Genomic DNA, 25,485 nt, shown 5'->3' with positions numbered 1-25,485 from the left:
GTTCTCCTTGCGCTGGATGCCCCGGTCAGCCGAGGCGCCGGGCGAGGGTCCGGCCGATCTCGGCCAGGGGTTCGGGCAGGGTCATGTCGTGGTGGCCGCACTCGATCCGGTGAACGCGGAGCTCTCCGGTCAGGTTCGGGTCCCAGGCGGCGAGGGTGGGGGCCGCGGGCCCGCGGCCCTGCTCGGCGCTGAAGAACAGCACCTCGCCGTCGTAGGGCCGCGGAGTGAACTCCCGCATCAGGCGGGCATGGTGGGAGGCGATCTGTGGCAGGGCGTCCAGGGTGTGCGCGGGTATGTCGGTCAGGAGCGTCCCGTCCCGCCGGAGGATGCCGCGCGCGGTGGCGGCATCCAGTGGCGTCCCGTCGGGCCGCTGCGGCACCTCGTGGCCGAGGAAGCGCAGCAGGGCGGCCAGGACGTCGGCCTCCTGGTCGGGGCCGGGCCCGGGCTCGGCGGGTTCCGGGACGGCCGGCCGGGCCGCCGGGTAGGAGTCGAGCAGGGTCAGCAGAGCCACCCCTTCGCCGCGCTCGCGCAGCCGTACCGCCATCTCCTGTGCGACGAGGCCGCCGAACGACCAGCCCAGCAGGTGGTACGGGCCCTCGGGCTGTACGTCACGGATGACCGAGAGGTAGTCCTCTGCCATCTCACCGATGGACGAGGGGCGTTCCTCGGGCTGCCCGAGCCCCCTGGCCTGCAGACCGTACAGCGGCCGGTCCGCCCCGAGATGGCGGGTCAGGCCGGCGTACGGCCAGCTGAGCCCGGCCCACGGGTGGACGCAGAACAGCGGTGGGCGGGTTCCTTCCCGGCGCAGTGGCAGCAGGACCCCGAGGGCCTCGGCCGGGTCGTCACCGGGTTCGCCGTCCCGCACCAGGGTGGCGAGCGCGGCCGGGGTCGGAGCCTCGAACACGGCTCGGATGCCGAGTTCGGTGCCGGTCTCGGCGCGCAGCCGGCCGACCAGACGGACCGCCAGCAGGGAGTGCCCGCCGAGGTCGAAGAAGCCGTCGTCGCGTCCGACGGCCTCGTCGAGGCCGAGCACGTCGGCGAACAGGGCGCACAGCAGCTTCTCGTGTGCGTCGCGCGGCTCCTCGCGGCGGCCGCCCGCCGGGGCGAACCGCGGTTCGGGCAGCGCCTTGCGGTCGAGCTTGCCGTTCACGCTGAGCGGCAGTTCGGGCAGGGTGACCAGCGCCGCGGGGACCATGAACTCCGGCAGCAGGGAGGCCGCGTGGGCGCGCAGCCCGCCGGCGTCGGGTTCGCGGCCCGGCGCGGCGGGGACGACGTAGCCGACCAGCCGAACCTCGCCGTGCTCGTCCGCGCGGACCAGGACGGCCGCGTGCGCCACGTCCGGGTGGGCGGCCAACACGGCCTCGACCTCGCCGGGTTCGATGCGGACGCCGCGAAGTTTGACCTGCTGGTCGGCGCGCCCGAGGTATTCCACCGCGCCGTCGTCCCGCCACCGGGCGAGGTCGCCGGTGCGGTACATGCGGGAGCCGGGCGGACCGTAGGGGTCGGCGGTGAACCGTTCGGCCGTCAGGTCGGGCCGCCCGTGGTAGCCGCGGGCCAGTTGGACGCCCGCCAGGTACAGCTCGCCGGGGACGCCGGGTGGGACCGGGCGCAGGGCCGAGTCCAGCACGTACAGGCGGGTGTTCCAGACCGGCCGGCCGATCGGCACCGGGCCCGTCACGCCCGGCTCGCACGGCCAGTACGTGACGTCCACGGCGGCCTCGGTGGGGCCGTACAGGTTGTGCAGGCCGGTGCCGGGAAGCACGGTGTGGAAGCGTCCGGCGAGGTCGGCGGGGAGCGCCTCGCCGCTGCACACGACCAGGCGCAGTCCGGTGCAGTCGGCTGCCGCGGGCTCGTCGAGGAAGGCACGGAGCATGGAGGGGACGAAGTGGGCCGTGGTGATCCGCTCGTTCCGGACGAGGGCGGCCAGGTACGCGGGGTCGCGGTGGCCGTCGGGCCGGGCGATTACCAGGGTCGCGCCGGTGATCAGCGGCCAGAACAGTTCCCAGACGGAGACGTCGAAGCCGGTGGGTGTCTTGTGCAGGACCCGGTCGGCGGGGGTGAGGCGGTAGGCGGCCTGCATCCACAGCAGCCGGTTGACGATGGCCTGGTGGGTCACCGCGACGCCCTTGGGGCGGCCGGTGGAGCCGGAGGTGTGGATCAGGTAGGCGGGGTTGCGGGGATCGGGGCCGGGGCCCGCGTCCGCCTCCTCGGCGCCCGCGGGGGCGACGGCCCGGACCGGGAGCACGGTCCCGCCGCCCGGCAGGGCCGTCGGGTCGGTCCCGTCCACGGCCAGTGTGCAGACCGGCTCCGCGTCGGCCAGCAGCAGCCCTATCCGGGAGGCCGGCAGGCCCGGGTCGACCGGCACGTACGCGGCACCGGTACGGAGGACCGCGACGAGCGCGACGATCAGCTCCGTCGAACGGGGGACGGCGACCGCGACCCGGGTCTCCGGGCCCGCGCCGTGAGCCCGCAGCACATCTGCCAGGGCGCCGGCACGTGCCGCGAGTTCGGCGTACGTCAGGCGCTCGGTGCCGTGGACGACGGCCTCGGCGTCCGGGGTGCGGGCGGTCTGGGCGGCGATCAGCTCGGGGAGGGTGGCCGGGGCCACCGGCACGGCGGTGTCGTTCCAGGTGTCCAGGACCAGGGCGCGCTCGGCCTCGTCGAGCGCGTCCAGGGCGGCGAGCGGCCGGTGGGGATCGGCGGCCAGCGCGTCGAGGATCCGGTGCAGCCGCCCGGCCAGCGCGGTCACGGCGGCGGAGTCGAACACGGCGGGCTGGTGGCCGAGGCGCAGGGTCAGGCCCTCGCCCTGCTGGAGGACGATCAGGCTGAGCGGGTAGTGGGTGGCGTCCCGGCCCCTGGCGTCGGCGAGGCGCAGCGTGGAGCCGGAGGCGGCCAGGGCCTCGGGGTCCACGGGGTAGTTCTCGAAGACGACGAGGGTGTCGAACAGCCTCGGCAGCCCGGTGAGCCGGGTGATCTCGCTGAGGCCGATGTGCTGGTGGGCGATCAGCGCGGACTGCCCGGCCTGGATCGCGGTGAGGGTGTCGAGGACACCGGCTGCCGGGTCCAGTGCCACCCGGACGGGCAGGGTGTTGATGAACAGGCCGGCCATGGACTCGATGCCGGGCACCTCCGGCGGGCGGCCCGCCACGGTGGCGCCGAAGACCAGGTCGTCGCGGCCGGTCAGCTGGTTCAGCAGCACCGCCCAGGCCCCCTGGACGACGGTGTTGACGGTCAGCCCGTGCTCGCGGGCGAGGCGGCGCAGCGCCGCGGTGGTCCGTGCCGGCAGGTCCAGTGCGACGTGCGCGGGTTCGGCGACGGGGGTGCCCTCGGGCGCCACCAGGGTGGGGCCCTCCAGCCCGTCCAGTGCGGCCGTCCAGGCACTGCGCGCGGCGGTGCGGTCCTGGGCGGCGAGGTGGGCCAGGTAGTCGCGGTAGGGCGCGGCCTGGGGCAGGGCCCGACCGTCGGCGTCCTGCGCGTACAGGGCGAACAGATCGCCCAGCAGGACGGGCATCGACCAGCCGTCCAGCAGGATGTGGTGGGGGGTGACCACCACGGCGTGCCGGGACTGCGCCAGGCGCGCCAGGGTGACCCGGATCAGCGGGGAACGGGCGAGGTCGAAGCGCTCGGACCGGTCCTCGGCGGCGATCCGCTCGACCTCGGCCTCCTGTCCCGGGTGGGTGAGGGAGGTCAGGTCGGCGGTCCGCCAGGGTAGTTCGGGGTCGCGGACGATCACCTGGACGGGATCGCCCGCGGTGGTCTGGCCGAACGCCGCCCGCAGGTTGGGGTGGCGCTGCAGCAGGGCGGTCCAGCAGCGGTGCAGCAGCTCCGCGTCGAGGTCGCCGTCCAGTTCGAGCCGGAGCTGCGCGGTGTAGACGTCCGCGGCCGAGGTGTCGTAGAGGCCGTGGAAGAGGAAGCCCTCCTGGAGCGGGGAGAGCGGAAGGACGTCCTCCAGGCCGGGGTACGCGGCTTCCAGCTCCGCCACCTCGGTCTGGGTGAGTCGGACCAGGGGAAAGTCGGACGGGGTGTGTCCGGCGGCCGACGCGGGTACGGTGGCCAGCTCCTCCAGCACCCGCACCCACAGGTGCGCCAGCTCCCGCACGTCGGCCTCGGCCAGCAGCCCACCGGCCCAGCCGAAGGCGGCGCTGAGCGTCGGGCCGTCGGGGCCGTCCACGGTGACGGCGTTGAGCTCCAGGGCGTGCGCGAGCGGGGTGGCCGGACCGGTGACGCCCCGGGGCTGGTCGGCGGGGGCCCACGGGGCGCCGTGGTCCTCGGGCGCGGTCGCGGAGCGGCCCAGGTAGTTGAAGCCGACCTGCGGCCGGGCCGACCCGGCGAGGGCGGCGGCGGTCTCGGGGTCGAGGTACCGCAGCAGGCCGTGTCCCGCGCCGGTGCCGGGAACCGCCCGCAGCTGCTCCTTGACCTCCTTCACCACGCGTACCGGGTCCTCGGAGCCGGCGGTCAGGCGCACCGGGTGCACTCGGGTGAACCAGCCGACCGTACGGGACAGGTCCACGTCCTCGCGGTCGTGGTCCCGGCCATGGCCCTCCAGGTTCACCAGCAGGCCCGGGGCCTGGGGCCGCCACCGGCGCCAGGCCAGCGCCAGCGCACCCAGCAGCAGGTCGTCGACCCCGCCGTGGAAGGCGGCGGGCACTGCGGTGAGCAGGGGTGCGGTGACGGACGGCGGCAGCTCCACGGTCAGCGCGGCGGCCGTCCCGGTGGTGTCACGGACCGGGTCCAGCGGGCGGGAGCCGAGCAGCGGCTCGGGCTCCGCCGTCAGGTCACGCCAGTAGGGGAGTTCGGCGAGGGTCTGCGGATCCCGTGCCTGCTCGGCGAGCAGCGCGGACCAGCGGCGGAACGAGGTGCCCACCGGGTCCAGGGCGACCTGCTTCCCGGCCGCGACGGACTCCCACGCCTGCCGGAGGTCCGGCAGCAGGATCCGCCAGGAAACCCCGTCCACCGAGAGGTGGTGGACGGTCAGCAGCAGCGTGCCCGGGGCGTCCTCGCCCGCGTCGAACCACACCGCCTGGAGCACGATCCCGGCCGCGAGGTCCAGCCGCTCGGCCGCGGCACGCAGTTCGGTCCGCACGTCGGCCCCGGCGGCCACCCGGCGCACGAGGGAGGCCGCGGCCACGGCACCGGGCTCGGCCACCGACAGGTTCCAGCCGTCGTCCGCGCGCAGCCGCAGTACGTCGTGATGGTCCACGAGGGCCTGCACCGCGGCGGTGAGGCGGTCCTCGCCGAGCCCGGCCGGAACGTGCACCAGGACGCTCTGGTGGAAGGCGTCGGCGGTGCCGCGCCAGTCCCGCGCCCAGTGCATGACCGGGGTGAGCGGGACCGCGCCCGTGCCGTCGTCGGCCACCGCCGCGGCGGGGTCGGCGTCGGTGCGGCACGTCTTGGCCAGCGCGGCCGGGGTCTGCCGCTCGAAGACGTCCCGCGGGGTGAACCGCAGTCCGGCCCGGCGGGCCCGGCTGACCAGCTGGATCGACATGATGCTGTCGCCGCCCAGGGCGAAGAACCCGTCGTCGGCACCGACCCGGGCCACGCCCAGGACCCCGGCGAACAGCTCGCACAGCGCCCGCTCCCGCTCGGTGCGCGGCTCGCGGCCGCCGCCGGCCGCCGCGGCGCCGAAGTCCGGTACGGGCAGGGCCTTGCGGTCGACCTTCTGGTTGGCGGTGATCGGCAGGACGTCCAGCATGATCAGCTCGGTGGGCACCATGTACTCGGGCAGCCGCGCTCCGACCGCGGTACGCAGCGCGGCCGGGTCCGGGCCGGTGCCCGGCTCGGGGACGACATAACCGACGAGGTGCTTGCCGCCGGAGGGCGCCTCGTGGACGACCACCACGGCGTCGGCGACACCGTCCTGTTCGCCGAGGACGGCCTCGATCTCGCCGGGTTCGATGCGGAATCCGCGGATCTTGACCTGGTGGTCGACGCGGCCGAGGAAGTCCAGCAGCCCGTCGTCGGTCCAGCGGACCAGGTCGCCGGTGCGGTACATGCGGTTCCCCGGCGCCCCGAACGGGTCGGCGGTGAAGCGCTCGGCGGTCAGGCCCGGCCGGCCCAGGTAGCCGCGGGCCAGGGCGTCGCCCGCGAGGTACAGCTCGCCGACGGCACCGGGCGGCACCGGGCACAGCGCGGGGTCCAGGACGTAGGCGCGCATGCCGTCGCGGGAGCGGCCGATCGGTACGTTGCCGGGGACCTCGGCGGGGGCCCGCATGGTGTGCTGGGTGGCGAACAGGGTGATTTCGGTGGGGCCGTAGATGTCGGTGACGTCCACGCCCGGGCACGCGGCGAGGACCCGCCGGACGGAGGCCGAGGTCACCACGTCGCCGCCGGTCAGCACCTCGCGGACACCGGCCAGGCAGCCCGGGTCCTCCTCCGCGAGGACCCGGAACAGGCCTGCGGTCAGCAGCAGCGAGGTGACCCCGTGCTCGCGCACGGTGCCGGCGATGGCGGGGACGTCGAGCTGTCCGGGCGGGGCGACGACGACCGAGCCGCCGTTCAGCAGCGGCATCCACAGTTCGTAGGTGGAGGGGTCGAAGCCGTACGGGGAGTGCAGCAGCACCCGGTGGGGGCCGCCGGCGGCGGTCCGGGACCACCGCCGGTCGGTGGCCAGGCTCACCACGCCGCGGTGGCTGATCTCGACGCCCTTGGGCTCGCCGGTGGAGCCGGAGGTGAACATCACGTACGCGGCGTGGTCCGGGCCGAGCGCGGGGCGCGGGGCGGGGTCGGCGCAACCGAGGTCGTCGGCGGCGACCACCCGGGCGGCGCCGGGCAGCTCCGAGGCCGCAGCCGGGTCGTCGGTGAGGACCACCCGGGCCCCGGCCTGCCGCAGCATCGCGCCCAGCCTGGCCCCGGGGAGCCGGCCGTCCAGCGGGACGTAGACCGCGCCCGCCTTCAGGACCGCGAGGATCGCGGCGACGACGTCCGGGGAGCGCTCCATGAGCAGCGCGACCCGGTCCTCGGTGCCGGCGCCGAGGGAGGCGAGGCGGGCGGCGAGCCGGTCGGTACGCATGTCCAGCTCGCGGTAGGTCCAGGTGCCGCCGACCCAGCGGACGGCGACGGCATCCGGGGTGCGGGCGGCCTGCTCGGCGAACGCGGCCACGATGCTCTGCTCGCGGCGGGTCGAGTCCTCGGCGAGGTCGTTCCAGTCCACCAGGACGCGCCGCCGCTCCTCGCCGGTCAGCACCTCGTACCCGCCCACGGGGCGGGCCGGGTCCTCGGCGACGGCGGTGAGCAGGCGGGTGAGGCGGTCCAGCAGGGTGCGGGCCGCCTCGGCGGTGAACAGCTGCGGCATGTGGTGCAGTTGCAGCCACAGTTCGTCGCCGCGCAGGCCCGCCGCGAGGGTCAGCGGGTAGTGCGTGGAGTCGCTCACCCGGGCCCGGCCGACGGTGAGACCGGTGGCCGGGACCGCGCCCTCGGCGACGGGGTAGTTCTCGAAGACGACCAGGGTGTCGAAGAGCCGGGGAAGACCGGTGAGCCGGTGGATCTCGGCCAGGCCCAGGTGCTGGTGCGGCAGCAGGGCGGACTGGGCGGCCTGGAAGCGCCGCAGCAGCTCGGGCAGCGGCTCGCCGGGGTCGGCGGAGTCGAGCCGGACCGGCACGGTGTTGATGAACAGGCCGGCCATGGTCTCGACGCCGGGCAGCTCCGCCGGGCGGCCGGAGACGGTGGTGCCGAACACCACGTCGGTCCGGCCGGTCAGGCGGGACAGCAGCAGTGCCCAGGCCCCCTGGAGCACGGTGCTCACGGTCAGGCCGTGGGTCCGGGCCAGTTCGCGCAGGGCGGCGCCGGCCGTCTCGGGCAGGGAGGCGTCGAGCTTGCCCGGCGGTGCGGCGGCGGCCGAACCGGAGTCGGGCGCCAGCAGGGTCGGTTCCTCCAGCCCGGCCAGTTCCGTGCTCCAGGCGGCTCGGGCGGCGGCCCGGTCCTGGGCGGCGAGGTGGGTGAGGTAGTCGCGGTAGGGGGTCACCCGGGGCAGGGCCCGGTCGGCTCCCTGCGCCGCGTAGAGGGCGAACAGCTCCTGGGCGAGCACGGGGATCGACCAGCCGTCCAGCAGGATGTGGTGGTTGGTCAGGATCAGCCGGTGCCGGGTGGCGCCCAGCCCGGCCAGGGTGACGCGCAGCAGCGGCGCCCGGCCGAGGTCGATCCGGGTGGTGTGCTCCTCGGCCGCGAGGCGGTCGGCGGCAGCCGTCCGTTCGTCCTCGGGCAGGCCGGTGAGGTCGACGGCGTGCCAGGGCAGTTCGGGGTCACGGACGATCACCTGGAGCGGGGTGCCGCTCTCGTCCTGGGTGAAGGCGGCGCGCAGGTTGGGGTGGCGTCGCAGCAGGGCGGTCCAGCAGCGGCGCAGCAGCCCGGCGTCGAGGTCGCCGTCCAGGTCGAGCTGGAGCTGCATGGTGTAGACGTCGGTGCCCTGGTCCTCGTACCCGGCGTGGAAGTACATGCCCGCCTGGAGCGGGGAGAGCGGAAGGACGTCCTCCAGGCCCGGGTGGACGGCTTCCAGCATCTCCACCTCGGTCTGGGTGAGCCGGACGAGGGGAAAGTCGGACGGGGTGTGTCCGGGGGCCGTCGCGGGCGCGTCGGCCAGGCCCTCCAGGGCGCGCAGCCACAGTGCGGCCAGTTCGGCGGTCTCGTCCTCGGTCAGCAGGCCGTCCGCCCGGGCGAGGGTGACGGTCAGCACCGGGCCGTCGGGGCCGTCGACGGTGACGGCGCTGATCTCCAGGGCGTGCGGCAGTGGGGTGGCCGGAGCGTCGGCCGTGCCCTCGGGTTGAGCGGCGGGCGTCCAGTCGGCGGGGGTGGAGGGCTTCGGCCCGGAGTCCGTCCTGCCGAGGTAGTTGAAGCCGATCTGCGGCCGCGCCGCGCCGGCGAGGGCGGCGGCGGACTCGGGGTTGAGGTAGCGGAGCAGTCCGTATCCGGCGCCCCGTCCCGGCACCGCGCGCAGCTGTTCCTTGACCTCCTTGACCACCCGTACCGGGTCGGCCGGGCCCGCGGTGAGCCGAACCGGGTGCACCTGGGTGAACCAGCCCACGGTGCGGGAGAGGTCCACGTCGGTCCGGTCGTGGTCGCGGCCGTGGCTCTCCAGGTCCAGCAGGAGGCCGGGAGCCTCCGGTCGCCACTGGCGCCAGGCCAGCGCGAGCGTGCCCAGCAGGACGTCGTTGACCCCGCCGTGGACGGAGGCGGGCAGCGTGGTGAGCAGAGCGGAGGTGGCCGGCGCGGAGAGTTCGGCGGTGTACCGGCGTCGGGTGGCGGTGGTGTCGAGGGCCGGGTCCAGCGGCCGGGCACCGAGCGGCGGTTCGGTCGGCGCCAGCAGCTCGCTCCAGTAGGGGAGTTCCGCGACGGTGTCGGCGGCCTGCGCCCGCTCGGCGAGCAGGGCCGACCAGCGTCGGAACGACGTGCCGACGGGGTCGAGCGCGATCGGTCGACCGGCCGCGAGCGCCTCCCACGCCTGCCGCAGGTCCGGCAGCAGGATGCGCCAGGACACCCCGTCGACCACCAGGTGGTGGATCGTCAGCAGCAGTTCACCGGGGGCGTCCCGGCCCGCGTCGAACCACACGGCCTGGAACATGACGCCGGACTCCGGGCACAGCCGGGCCACGGCCGAGGCCAGCTCCGCCGCCCGGTCGTCGTCGGCGTCCACCCGGCGCACCAGCCGCCGTGCGTCCACCGTGTCGGCGGCGGGGACGGTGAACCGCCCGTCCGGGGCCACGACCGCGCGGAGCGCTTCGTGCCGCTCCAGCAGCGCCTGGACGGCGGTGGCGAGCCGGTCGTGGTCCAGGCCGGCCGGGACGCGGACGGTCACGCTCTGGTGGAAGGCGTCGGTGGTGCCGCGCCACTCCCGCAGCCAGTGCATGACCGGGGTGGGAGTGACCTCGCCGGTCCCGTCGTCGGCGGGAGCACCCGTGTCCGGCTCCGTCCGGCACGCCCCGGCCAGCGCGGCCGGCGTCTGCCGCTCGAACACGTCCCGCGGCGTGAGCAACAGCCCCGCCCGGCGCGCTCGGCTGACCAGCTGAATCGACATGATGCTGTCCCCGCCCAGGGCGAAGAACCCGTCCTCCGGGCCCACCTGCGCGACACCGAGCACTCCGGCGAACAGCTCGCACAGCGCCCGCTCCCGCTCGGTGCGCGGTTCCCGGCCCTGACCGCTCCCGGCCGGGTCGGGAGCGGTCAGGGCGGCCCGGTCGAGCTTGCCGTTCGGGGTCAGCGGGAGGGAGTCGAGGAGGACCAGGGCCGCGGGCCGGGCGTACTCCGGCAGTGCCTCGGCCGTGCGGGCGCGGACACCGTCCAGGTCGGGGGTCGTCCCCGGCTCGGGGACGACGTGGCCCACGAGCCGCTTGGCTCCCGAGGGCGTGTGGTGGACCTGTACGACCGCGTCGACGATGCCCTCGCAGGAGCTCAGCACCGCCTCGATCTCGCCGAGTTCGACGCGGAAGCCGCGGATCTTCACCTGGTGGTCGGCTCGCCCCAGGAACTCCAGGACGCCGTCCTCGGTCCAGCGGACCAGGTCGCCGGTGCGGTACATCCTCCCGCCGGGCGCGCCGAACGGGTCGGCGGTGAAGGCGGCGGCGGTCTGCCCGGGGCGGCTCCGGTAGCCGCGGGCGAGGCCGTCACCGGCGACGTACAGCTCACCCACGACGCCGGCCGGCACCGGGCGCAGCCGGGTGTCGAGGACGTACGTGCGCATCCGGTCACGGGAGCGGCCGATCGGCACGATCGCCGGGACGCGGTCGGCGGCGGCCAGGGTGTGCGAGGCCGCGAAGACGGTGATCTCGGTGGGGCCGTAGGCGTTGGTGACGCGGGTGTCCGGGCAGTGCTCCAGCACCCGGCGGACGGTGGCGGAGGTGACCACGTCGCCGCCCACGAACACGTCGCGGACGCCGGCCAGGCAGCCCGGGTGCTCCTCGGCCACCACCCGGAACAGGCCGGAGGTCAGCAGGACCACGGTGACGTCGTGCACGCGCAGGGTGCGGGCGAGGGTGGCGACGTCCAGTTCGCCGGGCGGTGCCAGCACCACCTCGCCGCCACGGAGCAGCGGCACCCACAGTTCGAGGGTGGCGCCGTCGAAGCCGTACGGGGAGTGCTGGAGGTAGCGGTGCGCAGTGCCCTCGGCGGGGCCGAAGGCGCTGTCGCAGGCCATCGAGAGCACGCCACGGTGGGTGATCTCGACACCCTTGGGCTCGCCGGTGGAGCCGGAGGTGAACATGACGTACGCGGGCTGGTCCGGCAGGACGGCGGCCGGGGTGCGGGGGTCGGGCGCGGCTTCGGTGTCCGGCCCCACGGTGAGATGGTGGTCGGCCGCCGGGAGCAGGGTCGGGGCGGCCTCGGCGTGGGCCTCGTCGGTCAGGACGGTACGGGCCCCGGCCACGCGGAGCATGGTGGCGAGGCGGGCCTGCGGCTGCCGGGCGTCCAGGGGGACGTAGGCCGCACCGGCCTTCAGGACGCCGAGGGTGGCGGCGACCAGCCAGGGTGAGCGGTCCATCAGCAGGGCCACCCGGTCCTCGGCGGCGGTGCCCAGGCCGGTGAGGCGGCCGGCGATCCGCTCGGCGTGCGCGTCGAGTTCGCGGTAGGTCCAGGTGCCGCCGTCCCAGCGCACGGCGACGGCGTCCGGGGTGCGGGCGGCCTGGTCGAGGAACGCCCCGGCCAGGCCGGGGCCGGGGAGCTCGGTCCGGGCGGCCGGACCGTCGGCGTTCCACCCGATCAGCAGCCGCCGTCGTTCGGCCGCGTCCGGGAGGCCCAGCTCGCCGACGGGCAGGTCCGCGCCGTCCACGAACTCCTGGAGCAGGGCGACGTAGCGCCGGGCGAGCCGGTCGGCCGCGTCGGCGCCGAACGCCTCGGTGGCGTAGTCCAGCCGCAGCCGCAGGCCGGTGGCGCCGTCGGGGGCGGCGACCATCAGCAGCGGGTAGTGGGTGGCCTCCCGGGTCTCGACCCCGGTCAGGGCGAGGCCTCCGGGCAGCACGGTGGCCTCGGGGTCCAGCGGGTAGTTCTCGTAGACCAGGGTCGAGTCGAACAGCCGGGGCAGCCCGGCGATGCGGTGGATCTCGGCGAGCCCGAGGTGCTGGTGCGGCAGCAGGGCGACCTGCTCGCGCTGGAGGGCGGACAGCTGCCGGGCCAACGGCAGGTTCTCGTCGAGCCGGACGCGGACGGGCAGGGTGTTGATGAACAGGCCGGCCATGGTCTCGACGCCGGGAAGCTCGGCGGGGCGGCCGGAGACGGTGGTGCCGAACACCACGTCGTCGCGGCCGGTCAGCCGGGCGACCAGCAGGGCCCAGGCGCCCTGGAGCACCGTGTTCACGGTCAGACCATGGGCACGGGCCCAGGCGCCGAGCTGCCCGCCGAGGCCCGCGGGCAGCGTGGGCTCGATCCGGCCGGGCCGGGCGCCCGGGGAGCCCTCGGCGGCCGCGGGGGCGGTCAGGGTCGGCTCCTCGGTCCCGGACAGGGCGTCCGCCCAGGCGGCCTTCGCCAGGTCGCGGTCCTGGGTGGCGAGCCAGCGCAGGTAGTCGCCGTAGGGGGTGACGCGGGGCAGGCCGGCGTCGGCGCCCCGGGCGGCGTACAGGGCGAAGAGGTCGCGGGCGAGGACGGGAACGGACCAGCCGTCCAGCAGGATGTGGTGGTGCGTCAGGATCAGCCGGTGGCGGTCCTCGCCGAGCCGGAGCAGCGCGGCGCGCAGCAGCGGGGGCCGGGTGAGGTCGAAGCGGCGGTCGTGCTCCTCGGCACCGATGCGCGCCAGTTCGGCGGCTCGGGTCGGCTCGTCGTCGAGGCTGCTCAGGTCGGCCTCGCACCACGGCAGTTCAGGGTCGGCGACGACGACCTGGACGGGGCGGTCGCTGTGGGCGTCGGTGAAGGCGGCGCGCAGGTTGCCGTGGCGGCGCAGCAGTGCGGCCCAGGCGGTGCGCAGCCGGCCGGCGTCGAGCGGGCCCGTGAAGTCCAGGTGCAGCTGGGGGGTGTAGACGTCGCTCGCGCCGCCGTCGTACGCGGCGTGGAAGTGGAGCCCCTCCTGGAGCGGGGAGAGCGGCAGGATCTCCTCAAGGCCGGGATGTGCCGCCTCGATGCCGTCCACCTGGTCCTGGGTGAGCGGCACCAGCGGGAAGTCGGACGGGGTGTGGCCGCCGGTGCGCTCGCCGCCCTCGACGAGGGTGCGCAGGGCGTTCAGCCAGAGTTCGGCCAGGTCACGGACATCGTCCTCGGTGAACAGCGCGGAGGCGAACGAGAAGGTGGCGGACAGGACCGGGCCGTGGGCGCCGTCCAGGGCGATGGCGTCGATGTCGAGCGCGTGCGTGCGGGGAGTGGCGGGGTCGGCGCCGGCGCCGAGGGCGTCGGAGTCCGGAGCGATCGACCAGTCGCCGGCCGCGCCCTCGCCGGCCGTCATCCGGCCGAGGTAGTTGAAGCCGATCTGCGGCTTCGCGCAGGTCGCGAAGAGCGGGGCGGTCTGCGGGTTGAGGTAGCGCAGCAGGCCGAAGCCGAGCCCGGCGCCGGGGATCCTGGCGAGCTGTTCCTTGGCCTGTTTGACGGCCTCGGCCGGGTGGTCGCCGGTGATGCTCAGCCGGACCGGGTACTGACTGGTGAACCAGCCCACGGTGCGGGAGAGGTCGGCGCCGGCGAGGTCGCCCGCGCGGCCGTGGCTCTCCAGGTCCAGCAGGACGCCCGGCAGACCGCGCCAGCGCTGTGCGGCGAGGGCCAGGGCGCCGAGCAGGACGTCGTTGACCCCGCCGTGGAAGGCCGCCGGCACGGTGGACAGCAGGGGGCCGGTGACGGACTCGGGCAGGGTGACCGTCAGGCTCGCGGAGCTGCCGACGGTGTCCTCGGCCGGGCTCAGCGGACGCGGGCCGAGCGGCGGTTCGTGAGCGGCGAGTTCCTCGGTCCAGTACGGGAGCTCCGCCATCAGGTCGGGGTCCTGGGCGCGGTTGCCCAGCACCTGGCTCCAGCGCCGGAAGGACGTGCCGACGGGGTCCAGCCGGACCGGCTCGGACGCGGCGAGCGCCTCCCAGGCATGGCGCAGGCCGGGGAGCAGGATCCGCCAGGACACCCCGTCCACGGCCAGGTGGTGGATGACCAGGAGCAGCCGTCCGGGGGCGTCCGGGCCGGCGTCGAACCAGACGGCCTGGAGCAGCGTGCCCTCCTCGGGCGCGAGGCGGGACACGGCGGCGTCGGTCTCGACGCGCAGGTCGGCGGCCGCGTCCACGCGCCGGACGCAGCCGGCGGCGTCGGCCGACCCGCGCTCGGCGACGGCCATCGCCCAGACCAGGCCGCCGACGGTGCGGGTCAGGCGCAGACGCAGGGCGTCGTGGTGGTCGAGGAGCGCCTGGACCGCGCCGGTCAGGCGCTCCTCGCCGAGCCCGGCGGGGACCTGGAGGAGGACCGACTGGTGGAAGGAGTCCACCGGTCCGCGGCGTTCCCTCAACTGGTGGACGATCGGGGTGAGTTCGACCGGTCCGACGCCGTCCTCGGTCCGGGTGGCCGGGCCGCCGGCGTCCTCCGTGCGGCAGATCGCCGCGAGCGCGGCCGGGGTCTGGTGCTCGAAGACCTCGCGCGGGGTGACGACCAGACCGGCCCGGCGGGCCCGGCTGACCAGCTGGATGGAGGTGATGCTGTCGCCGCCGAGGGTGAAGAAGCCGTCGTCGGCACCGACCCGGGGGACGCCCAGGAGGTCGGCGAAGAGTTCGCAGAGGATGCGCTCGCGCTCGTTCGCGGGGGCGCCGGGCCCGGCCGGGGCGGCGGGGCCGGCGAGGAAGGCGGGGGCGGGCAGGGCCCTGCGGTCGAGCTTGCCCGCCGCGGTCAGCGGAAGGGCGTCGAGCAGCACGATCTCGCCGGGCACGAGGTAGCCCGGCAGGGCGCGCGCGGCTCGCTGCCGCATCTCCTCCTCGTCGAGGGCGCTGTCCGGGGCGGTCACCACGTAGCCGGTCAGACGCTTGCCGCCGGCGGGCGTGTCGTGGGCGAGCACGGCGGCGGCCGCGACCCCGTCGAGGGCGCCGAGCACGGCGGAGATCTCGCCGGGTTCGACGCGCACCCCGCCGATCTTGACCTGGTCGTCGGCGCGGCCCCGGTACTCCAGGACGCCGTCCGGGGTCCAGCGGGCGAGGTCCCCGCTGCGGTACACCCTCGTGCCGGGGGCGCCGAAGGGGTCCGCGACGAACGCGGCGGCGGTTCGGGCGGGCTGGTCCAGGTAGCCGCGGGCCAACTGGACGCCCGCGAGGTACAGCTCGCCGGTGATGCCGGGGGGCACCGGCTGGAGGGCGGCGTCGAGCACGTACAGCCGGCAGTTGCCCTCGGGGCGGCCCAGCGGGACGATTCCCTCCGCGATGCCGTCCGGGACCTCGTACCAGGCGACGTCGACGGTGGCCTCGGTCGGCCCGTACTGGTTGAACAGCGGCACGTCCAGCACCTCGCGGCAGCGGCGCGCGAGCTCGGCGGGCAGGGCCTCGCCGCCCGAGAACACCCGGCGCAGGGGGGTGCGGGAGGCTGCGGCGGGCTCGTCGAGGAAGGCGCGCAGCATGGGCGGGACGAAGTGGACGGTGGTGACCCGTTCCGTCCGGATCAGCTCGGCGAGCCGGGCGGGGTCGCGGTGGTCCTCGGGGCCGGCCACGACCACGCAGGCGCCGACCAGGACCGGCCAGAACAGCTCGCCGACGGAGGCGTCGAAACCGGTCGCGGTCTTGTGCAGCACCCGGTCGTCGGCGGCCAGGCCGTACTGGTCGACCATGCCCCACAGCCGGTTCAGCATCGAGCGGTGCGAGACCGCGACGCCCTTGGGACGGCCGGTGGAGCCGGAGGTGTGGATCACATAGGCGGTGGTGTCGGGATGCGGTGCCGCGAAGGCGCTCTCGTCCTGCGGCGCCGGAGTGTCCGGCGCGTCGGTGAGGACCAGCGGGAGGGTGGCCCCGGCGGGCAGGCCGGCGCGGGACTCCGCCGTGGTCACCACGCACAGCGCGGCGGCGTCCTCCAGCAGCAGGGCGATGCGCGCGGGCGGCAGGGCCGGGTCGACCGGCACGTAGGCGGCGCCGGTGCGCAGCACGGCGTGCAGGGCGACCGGCAGGTCGAGGCCGCGGGGCACCGCGACGGCGATCCGCCGCTCGGGGCCGGCGCCGACGGCGCGCAGCCGCCGGGCGAGGGACTCGGCGCGGGCGTCGAGCTCGGCGTACGTGAGGCTCTCGTCGGCGAAGGCGACCGCCTCGGCGTCCGGCGTGCGGGCGGCCCGCTCGGCGAGCAGCTCGGGCAGGGTGGCGGCCGGGATGTCCAGGGCCGAGTCGTTGAAGCCGGTCAGGACGAGATCCCGCTCACCGTCGGTGAGGGCGGCGGCGGTGGAGACGGTCAGAGCCGGGTCGTGCACGAAGGACTCCAGGAGCGTGGTCCAGCGGTCGGTGAGCCGCCGGACGGTGGTGTCGTCGAAGATGTCTGCCCGGTACTCGGCGCGGGCGTCGATGCCGTCGGGGGCGCCCTCGGGGGTGCGCCGCTCGGTCAGGTCGAAGGACAGCTCGAAGCGGGCGACGGTGGCGCCGACCGGCATCAGCTCGGCGGCGATCCCGGGCAGGCGCACCGCGTCCGCGACCAGCTCGGGCTGGGCCGACAGCATCACCTGGAAGAGCGGGTTGCCGTCCGCGGTGCGCTCGGTGCCCAGTGCGTCGACCAGCCGCTCGAAGGGGAGGTCCTGGTGGCTGAAGGCGGCCAGGTCGGTCTCCCGTACGCGGCGCAGCAGTTCGCGGAAGTCCGGGTCGCCGGACGTGTCGGTGCGCAGCACCAGGGTGTTGACGAAGCAGCCGATCAGCGGCTCCAGCGCCGTGTCGGTGCGTCCGGCGACGGCGGTGCCGAGAGGGATGTCGGTGCCGGCTCCGGACCGGGTGAGCAGCGCGGCGAGCGCGGCCTGGAGGGTCATGAAGACGGTGGCCGAGTGCGCGCGGGCCAGTTCGGCGAGCCGGGCGTGCAGCGGTGCGGGGATGCGGAAGGTGAAGGAGCCGCCGGGGATGTCCGGGCCGGTGCCGGGTGCGGCGGGCCGGTCGGCCGGCAGGTCGATGCGGTCGGGCAGGCCGGACAGGCGCTCGCACCAGTGGGCGGTCTGCGCGTCGGCGAGGCCGCCCTCACCGGCAGTGAGGACCTCCTGCTCCCAGAGGCTGTAGTCGGCGTACTGGACCTCCAGCGGCGCCCGGTCCGGCTCCCGGCCCGCCGCCCGGGCGGTGTACGCGGCCGACAGGTCGGCGGCCAACGGGCCGAAGGACCAGCCGTCGGCCGCGATGTGGTGCAGGACCAGGACCAGGGCGTGGTCCTCGGCGCCGAGGGTGAACAGGGCGGTCCGCAACGGGGTCTGCGTGGCGAGGTCGAAGGGGCGCTCCACCAGATCGGCGACCGCGGCGGCGAGGCCGTCCTCGGTGGCGGGGCCGGCCGGGAGCGCCGGCCTGGCCCGTTCCGGGGCCAGGACCTGCTGGTAGGGGCGGCCGTCGGTGTCGGGGAAGCAGGTGCGCAGGGACTCGTGACGGTCGGTCAGATCGCCGAGGGCGGCGCGCAGTGCGTCGGCGCGCAGCGGTCCGCGCAGCCGCAGGACGACCCGCATGTTGTACGCGGCGGAGCGGCCCTGGTCGAGCCGGTGCAGGAACCACAGTCGGCGCTGCGCCGCGGACAGTGGGACGTGCTCCGGTCGGGTGCGGTGGACGAGGGGCGGCCGGGCCGCCGCGCCGCGGACGGCCGCCTGCACCCGCTCGGCGAGTGCGGCGACGGTCGGGGCGTCGAACACGGCCCGGACCGGCAGGTCGGCGCCGACGGTCGCGCGGATCGCGGAGGTCAGCCGGGTGGCCAGCAGTGAGTGCCCGCCGAGCGCGAAGAAGCTGTCGTCGATGCCGACGCCGGGGGCGTCGAGGAGCCGCCCGTACAGGCCGCACAGCAGCTCCTCCAGCGGGGTGCGCGGGGAGCGCCGGGTGGTCTCGGCGAGCGCGAGGGCGTCCTCGCCCGGGGTGGGCAGGGCCCGGCGGTCGACCTTGCCGTTGGGGGTGAGCGGGAGTCGTTCCAGGGTGACGAAGGCCGCGGGGACCATGTACGGGGGCAGGTCGGTGGCGACGTGCCGGCGGAGCTCGGCGGGGGTGGGCCCGGCGGGCTCCGGTGCGGCGGCCGCCGGTCCGGGCGCGGCGGCGCGCTCCGTGGCCGCGTCCTGTGCGGCGGCGGGTACGACGTAGGCGACCAGGCACGGCTCGGCGTCCTCGTCGTCGCGCCGGACGGTGACCACGGCGCGTGCGATGTCCGCACGCCGTTCCAGCACCGCCGCGATCTCGCCGAGTTCGACGCGGTGGCCGCGCACCTTGACCTGGTGGTCGGTGCGGCCGAGGAGGTCCAGGCGGCCGTCGGCGGTCCAGCGGGCCAGGTCGCCGGTGCGGTACATGCGGCTGCCGGGCTCGTCGTAGGGGTCGGCGAGGAAGCGTTCGGCAGTGTGGCCGGGGCGGCCCGCGTAACCGCGGGTGACGCCGTGTCCGGCGACGTAGAGCTCGCCCGGCGTGCCGATGGGAGCCGGGCGCAGCATCCGGTCGAGCACGTATGCGCGGGCGCCGGGGATGGGCGTGCCCACCAGGTGGCCGCCGTCGGCGCGAAGGGCGCCGGGTTCCGCCACGTCCTGGTACGTGCTGGTCATGGTGGTCTCGGTGGGCCCGTACTGGTTGACCACCCGGCAGGACTCACCGAGTGCCGCGATCCGCGCCAGATGGCCCCGGTTGAGTGCCTCGCCGCAGGTCATCACCAGGCGCAGTGCGGGGCGCTCGGCGGCGGGCAGGGCCTCGGCCTCCTCGGCGACGGCCGCCAGCAGCGAGGGAACGGCGGACAGCAGCACGGTCGCGCCGTGCCGCCGCATGGCGCGCGCCAGGGCGCGTGCGTCGTTGGCCTCGTCGGGGGCGACCAGGGCGACGCAGCCGCCCGCGGCGAGGGTGCCGAACAGGTCGCGCACGGACGGGTCGAAGGAGACCGATGCGAGGTTGAGCACGGTGTCGGCGGCGCCGAGACCGGCGGTTCCGGTGAGGTGGTCCAGGTAGCCGGCCACGCCGCGGTGCGGGACCACGACGACCTTGGGCAGTCCCGTGGAACCGGAGGTGGGGATCAGGTACGCGGGGTGGTCGGGGCTCAGCGGGGCGGTGCGCTCGGCGTCGGTGAGATCGGTGTCCGCGAACGCGGCGGCCGCGTCGACGGTGCGGGGAGCGTCGAGCAGCAGGCGCTCGGGCCCGTCGGCGCCGGCGGGCATCGCGCCGGCCGCCCCGCTGGTGGTGAGGACGAGCCGGGCCGCGGAGTCGCTCAGCAGGTGGGCGATCCGCTCGGCCGGGTAGCCGGGGTCGACAGGGACGTAGGCGGCACCGGACTTGAGCACGGCGAGGAGGGCCACGACCAGGTCGGCGGAGCGGGGGACGGCCACGGCGACGGTGGTCTCGGGGCCGGCGCCCCGGCCGACGAGCAGCCTGGCCAGCCGGTTGGCGCGGGCGGCCAGCTCACCGTGGCTCAGCTCGGTGTCGCCGAACCGGACGGCGGGAGCCTGCGGGGCGTGCGCCGCGGCGGCCTCGACCCGGGCCGTCACGGTGGTCCGCGGCCGGTCGGCGGCCGGGCCCCGGCCGGCGCGCAGCAGTTGCTCGTGCTCGGCGTCGGGCAGCAGCGGCACCTGGGCGACCGGGCGGTCCAGCCCGTCGGCGAGCGCGGTGAGGGCCCGGGTGAACAGCCGCAGCGCGGGCTCGTCGCCGGTCAGGGAGAGAGTGAGCCGCTCGCCGGGGACGACGGTGAGCTTCTGCGCGTAGTGGGTGCTGATCCGGTGGTCGACGCCGGTCAGCCGCAGGCCGTGGGCGGTGCCGATCGCGTCGACGTCGACCGGGTAGTTCTGGAAGACCACCATGGTGTCGGCGACCGCGCCGCTTCCCGCTGTGCGATGGATCTCGGCGAGCCCCAGGTGCTGGTGGGCGGCGAGAGCGGCCTGCTGCTCCTGGAGGCGGGTCAGGAAGGCGGCGACCGGCTCGGCGGGGTCCGGGCGGCCGCGGACCGGGACGGTGGTCAGGTAGAGGCCGACAGCGGTCTCGATGCCGGGCAGCTCGGCGGGGCGGACCGCCACCGGGGTGTCGAACACCACGTCGTCGCGGCCGGTGAGGGCTCCCAGGACCAGCGTCCAGGCGCCCTGGACCAGCGTGTTGAGGGTCAGGCCGCGGTTGCGGGCCAGCTCCGCGAGGCGGGCGGTCAGTGCGGCGTCGAGTCGGTGCTCGTGAGTGGCGCCGGTGGTCGCCGCGCCGGCCCGGGTCGGCTCGGTGAGACCGTCGAGGGCCTGCCGCCACGCGGTGCGGGCGGCGTCGGCGTCCTGCCGGTCGAGCCAGGCGTGGTAGGCCGCGGGGGACACGGCCGGCGGCAGCTGCGGCGCGTCCGGCCCGGCCTGGTACAGGACGAAGAGTTCGCCCAGCAGGACGGGCATGGACCAGCCGTCCAGGATGAGGTGGTGGTGGGTCAGGGTCATCCGGTGTCGGTCGTCACCGAGGGCCTCGTACCGCAGGCGCAGCAGGGGGGCGGCGGCGAGGTCGAATGCGGCGTCGTCGCCGTCGGTGCCGGAGCCCGCGTGCCAGCGCACCTCGGCATCGGCGAGGACGACCTGGACCGCGGTGCCGGAGCCGTCGGCGGACGTGTCGGTGAAGGCGACCCGGAGCGCGGCGTGTCGGCGCACCAGGGCCTGCCAGGCGGCGCGCAGCCGCGTCTCGTCCAGCGGGCCGGTGAGCTCAAGACGCCACCGGGTCAGGTAGTCCCGGCGGGTGGCCTCCTGGTAGCGGGCCTGGAAGAGCAGTCCCTGCTGGACGGGGGAGAGCGGGAGGAGGTCCGTCAGCGCCGGGTAGGTCTCCTCCAGCCGGTCGATGCCGGGCTGGTCCAGGGTGACCAGGGGGAAGTCGGTGGGGGTGTGGCCGGTGACCGTTCCCTGCCGGAGCTCGCGCAGGGCCGCCAGCCAGGCGTCGGACAGGGCGCGCACGTCGGATTCGTCCAGCAGGCCCGAGGCCCAGGTCCAGGTGGCCGTGAGCACGGGCCCGCCGGGACCGTCGTGCACGAACGCGTCCACGGTCAGTGGGTGGGCGACGGGCAGCCCGGGGGCGCCTCCGCCGCCGAACGCGCCGGTGGCACCGGCGGGGGACCAGTCTCCGGCCGGGGCGGGCGTGCGGCCGAGGTAGTTGAACAGCACCTGGGGGCGGGGCAGGGCGGCGAGCGCGGAGGCGGTCTGCCCGTTGACGTGGCGGAGCAGGCCGTAGCCGGCTCCCGCGTCGGGGATGCCGCGCAGTTGCTCCTTGATCTGCTTGACGACCGCGGCGAGCGTGAGCCGCCCCGCGTCGAGACGGACCGGGAACGTCCGGGTGAACCAGCCGGCCGTCCCCGAGAGGTCCGCGGTGCCGTCGCGGCCGTGACGCTCGACGTCGACGACGAGCGGCAAGGCGTACCGGTCCCGGGCGGCGAGGGCGAGGGCGGCCAGCAACACGTCCTCGGCACGGCCGTGGAAGGCCGCCGGAACGGTGGTCAGGAGACCCTCGGCGGGCACCTCGACGGTGAACCGGCCGGTGCCGGCCAGCGTGTCGACGGCGGGGTCCAGCGGCCGGCCGCCCAGGATCAGCCCATCCGTCAGAACGTTTTTCCAGTAGGCGAGTTCGTCGAGCAGACGCGGCTCGTTCGCCCGCAGGACGGTGTCCCGTGCCCAGCTGCGCAGCGGGGTGGGGACGGGGTCGAGGGCGCGGCCCCCGTACGCGGCGCGCAGGCCGGCGAGCAGCAGCGGCCAGGTGACCCCGTCGACGGCGAGGTGGTGGCCGACCAGCAGCAGCCTGCCCGCCTCGGGGAACCACACGGCCTGGAGCAGGACGCCCTCCTCCGGGGCGAGCCGGGTGACGGCCGCCTCCCGCTCGGCGTCCGGACCGGCAGCGCCGTCGGAGCCGTCCAGGCCGCTGTCGGCCCGGCGGATCAGCTGTTCCGCGCGCACGGTGCCGGGCGCGGTCACCTCCATGGCCCAGGCGTCGCCGCGCACGGTCAGCCGCAGTCGCAGGGCGTCGTGGTGGTCGAGCAGGTTCTGCACCGCGCCGGTGAGCCGGGCCTCGTCGAGACCGGCGGGAACCCGGACCAGCACCCACTGGTGGAAGGTCTCCGTCGGGCCGCCGCGCTCGCGCAGCCAGTGCGCCATCGGGGTGAGCGGCACCGCGCCGGTGCGCTCGGCCGGTGCGGTGGTGGTGGTGGCGGTGGTGGTCGAGGCCCCCGTCGCCCGGGCGACCCGGGCCAGTGCGGCGGCGGTCGGGTGGGCGAAGACCTGGCGGAGTTCGAGCTCCACGCCCTGGCGGCGGGCCCGGCCGACCACCTGGATCGCCAGGATGCTGTCCCCGCCCAGTTCGAAGAAGTTCCGCCCGGGAGCCACCTCGGGCAGGCCGAGCACCTCGGCGAAGACCCGGCACAGGACCGCCTCGGCACCGGCACCGGCCTGCGAAGGGCCCGTGCCGTCCGTGCTGCCCGTGCCGTCCGTGCTGCCCGCGACGGCGAAGTCGGGCGCCGGCAGCGCCTTCCGGTCCAGCTTCCCGTTGGCGTTCAGCGGCATGGCGTCGAGCACCGCGACGTGCGCGGGCACCATGTACGCCGGCAGCGTACCGGCGACCAGGTCGCGCAGTTCGCGGTCGCCGGGCGGGGTGACGCCGGGTCCGGCGGGGACGACGTACGCCACCAGCCTGGTGACGCCCGCGCCGTTGTCATGGGCGGTCACCACCGCCTGCCCGATCCGCGGATCGGAGGTGAGCGTCGCCTCGATCTCGCCGCACTCGATGCGGAATCCGCGCACCTTCACCTGGTGGTCGGTGCGCCCGAGGTACTCCAGCTGGCCGTCCCGGTTCCAGCGTGCCAGGTCTCCGGTGCGGTACATCCTCCCTCCGTGCCCGTAGGGGTCGGCCAGGAACCGCTCGGCGGTCAGTCCGGGGCGGCCCAGGTAGCCGCGGGCCAGCTGCACGCCGGCCAGGTAGAGCTCGCCCGGGGCACCGGCCGGTACCGGCCGCAGCCCGGCATCGAGGACGTACGCGCGGGTGTTCCAGACGGGCGCGCCGATCGGGACGGTCGGCGCCCCCTCGACGCACTCCCATGCCGTCACGTCCACGGACGCCTCGGTGGGCCCGTAGAGGTTGTGCAGCGGCACGTTCGGGAGCAGGCGGCGGAAGGTGTCGGCCAGTTCCGGCGGGAGGGCCTCTCCGGAGCAGAGCACGCGGCGCAGCCGGGCGCACCGGCCGGGGACGGACGGGTCGTCGAGGAAGGCACGGAGCATCGACGGCACGAAGTGCACCGTGGTGACGCCCGCGTCCCGGATCAGGTCGGCCAGGTAGTCGGGGTCCTGATGCCCGCCCGGCCGGGCGACGACCAGGGCCGCGCCGGTGGTCAGCGGCCAGAAGAACTCCCACACGGACACGTCGAATCCGTACGGTGTCTTCTGCAGGACGCGGTCGTCGGCGCCGAGTCCGTACCGCTGCTGCATCCACAGGAGGCGGTTGACGATCCCGCGGTGGGGGACGGCGACGCCCTTGGGACGGCCGGTGGAGCCGGAGGTGAAGATGACGTAGGCGGGGTTCGCCGGGTCGGCGGGCGCGTGCACCGGAGAGCCGGTGTGCGTGCGGGCGTCGGCCATGCCCTGCGCGTCGAGCACCAGGACCGGACGGGAGTCGGCGAGGACGGCCTGCGCCCGGGCGGCCGGAAGCGCGGGGTCCAGCGGCAGGTAGGCGGCACCCGACTTGAGCACCCCGAGCAGGGCTATGACCAGGTCGGCGGAGCGCTCCAGGCGCACGGCGACGACCGACTCGGGCCCCGCGCCGCGGGCGGCCAGGAATCCGGCGAGGCGCCCGGCCCGGTCGTCCAGTTCGGCGTACGTCAGCGTCTCGCCCTGGAAGACCACGGCGGGGGCGTGCGGAGTCCGGGCGGCCTGGGCGGCCACGAGGTCGTGCAGGGTGGTGACCGGGACCTCGTGCGCGGTGTCGTTCCACGCGCCGAGCACCGCGGCGCGGTCGTCCGGGGTGGTGAGGCCGACCTCCCCCACGGGGCGGCCGCTGTCGAGGAGTTCGGCGAGGAAGTGAAGGAAGCGGTCCCGGTGGGAGGCGAGCTCGCGCTCCGTGTAGAGCGCCGGGTTGGCGTCGAAGTCCACCCGCAGGCCGTCGTGCTTGCCGGGGCGGCCGCCGTAGAAGGCCATGGAGAGGTCGTCCACGGGGCCGTTGGAGAGGTTGTGCATCCGGCCGGAGACCTCGCCGAACCTGAGGTCGTAGTCGAACGGCATGACGTTGACGGTGGGTCCGTACAGCCGACGCGCGGTTCCGGTGATCCCCAGTGCGTGGCGCATCTCCTCGTGGCGGAAGCGCTGATGGGCGACGGCGGCCTTCACCGCGTCGGCGGCGTCGGCGGTCAGCTCGGCGAGGGTCGCCGCCGGGTCGACGTGAAGCCAGAGCGGCACCAGGTTGGAGAGCATGGCCGGGATGTTCTGGGCGGCGCTGGTGACCCGGGCGGAGACGCAGAAGCCGAGGGCGACCTCCTCCTCGCCGGTCAGCCGGTGCAGGTACGCGGCGGCCGCCGCGACGAGCACCCGCGGCCAGCTCGACCGGGCCTGCCGGGCGACCATGCGCAGGCCGCGCTCGACGGCGGGATCGATCCGGGCACTGCACCGCAGCATGTGCCTGGAGCCGGGGGCGCTGCGCGGCGTCAGCGACACCGGCTCGGGGCGGCCGCGCAGCTGCTCCGACCAGTAGGCGCGGTCCGCCCGGTGGTCCTCGGACGAGCGGTACTCGGCGGCCTCGTCCACCATCAGCCGGACGGAGTTCAGCGCGCCCTCGCCGGGGTCGCTCCCTGAGGCCAGTGCCGTGTAGATCGCCGCGATGCGCCGGGTGCTGACGGCGGCGCCGAAGGCATCGGTCAGCAGATGGTGGATGCTCAGGTACCACCAGTGGTGGTTCTCGCCGAGCCGCATCACCACCGCGGTCATGTGCGGGGGTATGCCCAGCGGCCGGGGCCGGGCCATGTCCTCGGCCATCCGCTCCCGTGCGGCGGATTCCGGGTCGGGAAGCGTGGAGAGATCGGCGTACCCCTGACTCCAGTCGCCCAGCGGCTCGACCCACTGACGGAGCTCGCCCTCGTGCTCCGCCACCCGGGCGCGCAGTCCGTCCGCCTCCGCCAGGAACCGGCGGGACGCCTCGCCGAGGAGCTCGACGTCGAGCGGCCCGTCGATGTCGATGTACACGCCGATGGTGTAGGCGGGGCTCTCGGGATCGAGCTGCTGGCCGAACCAGATGCCCGACTGACCCGGGGTCATGGGCAGGCCGAGAGGGCGGTGGTCGTACATGTGGGAGCTCCGGGAAGCGTTCAGGGCACAACGGCAGGGGCGGGCCGGCAGGAACTGTCAGCGAGGCTTGCCCGCGCTGCGGATGCCACTCAGATCCTCCCAAAAGTATTGATGTCGGGTCAGGGATACTTTTATCAGGTCAAGTTGACCGATTGGGCATGCGGTATCGCCCCAGCCGGCGGCCGGATGAACGGGCG

General features: G+C 75.5%; 1 protein-coding gene. It reads right to left on the bottom strand.

The window, feature by feature from the left end:
* Nucleotides 1-25 precede the first annotated feature (25 nt).
* Nucleotides 26-25,288 (bottom strand): non-ribosomal peptide synthase/polyketide synthase, encoded by a 25,263-nt coding sequence (locus ACGF13_RS34910; RefSeq protein ID WP_392883159.1) that lies wholly within the window; start codon nucleotides 25,286-25,288, stop codon nucleotides 26-28.
* Nucleotides 25,289-25,485: the final 197 nt, after the last annotated feature.

The sequence above is a fragment of the Kitasatospora sp. NPDC048286 genome, from assembly GCF_043201735.1.
In the GTDB taxonomy this organism is placed as follows: Bacteria; Actinomycetota; Actinomycetes; order Streptomycetales; family Streptomycetaceae; genus Kitasatospora.
Note: the sequence above shows the minus strand (reverse complement) of the source record. Positions and strands in the feature narration are given on the sequence as shown.

Excerpts from the sequence above, each read along its gene's own strand:
- ACGF13_RS34910 (WP_392883159.1), bottom strand. The coding sequence starts at position 25,288 with ATGTACGACCACCGCCCTCTCGGCCTGCCCATGACCCCGGGTCAGTCG.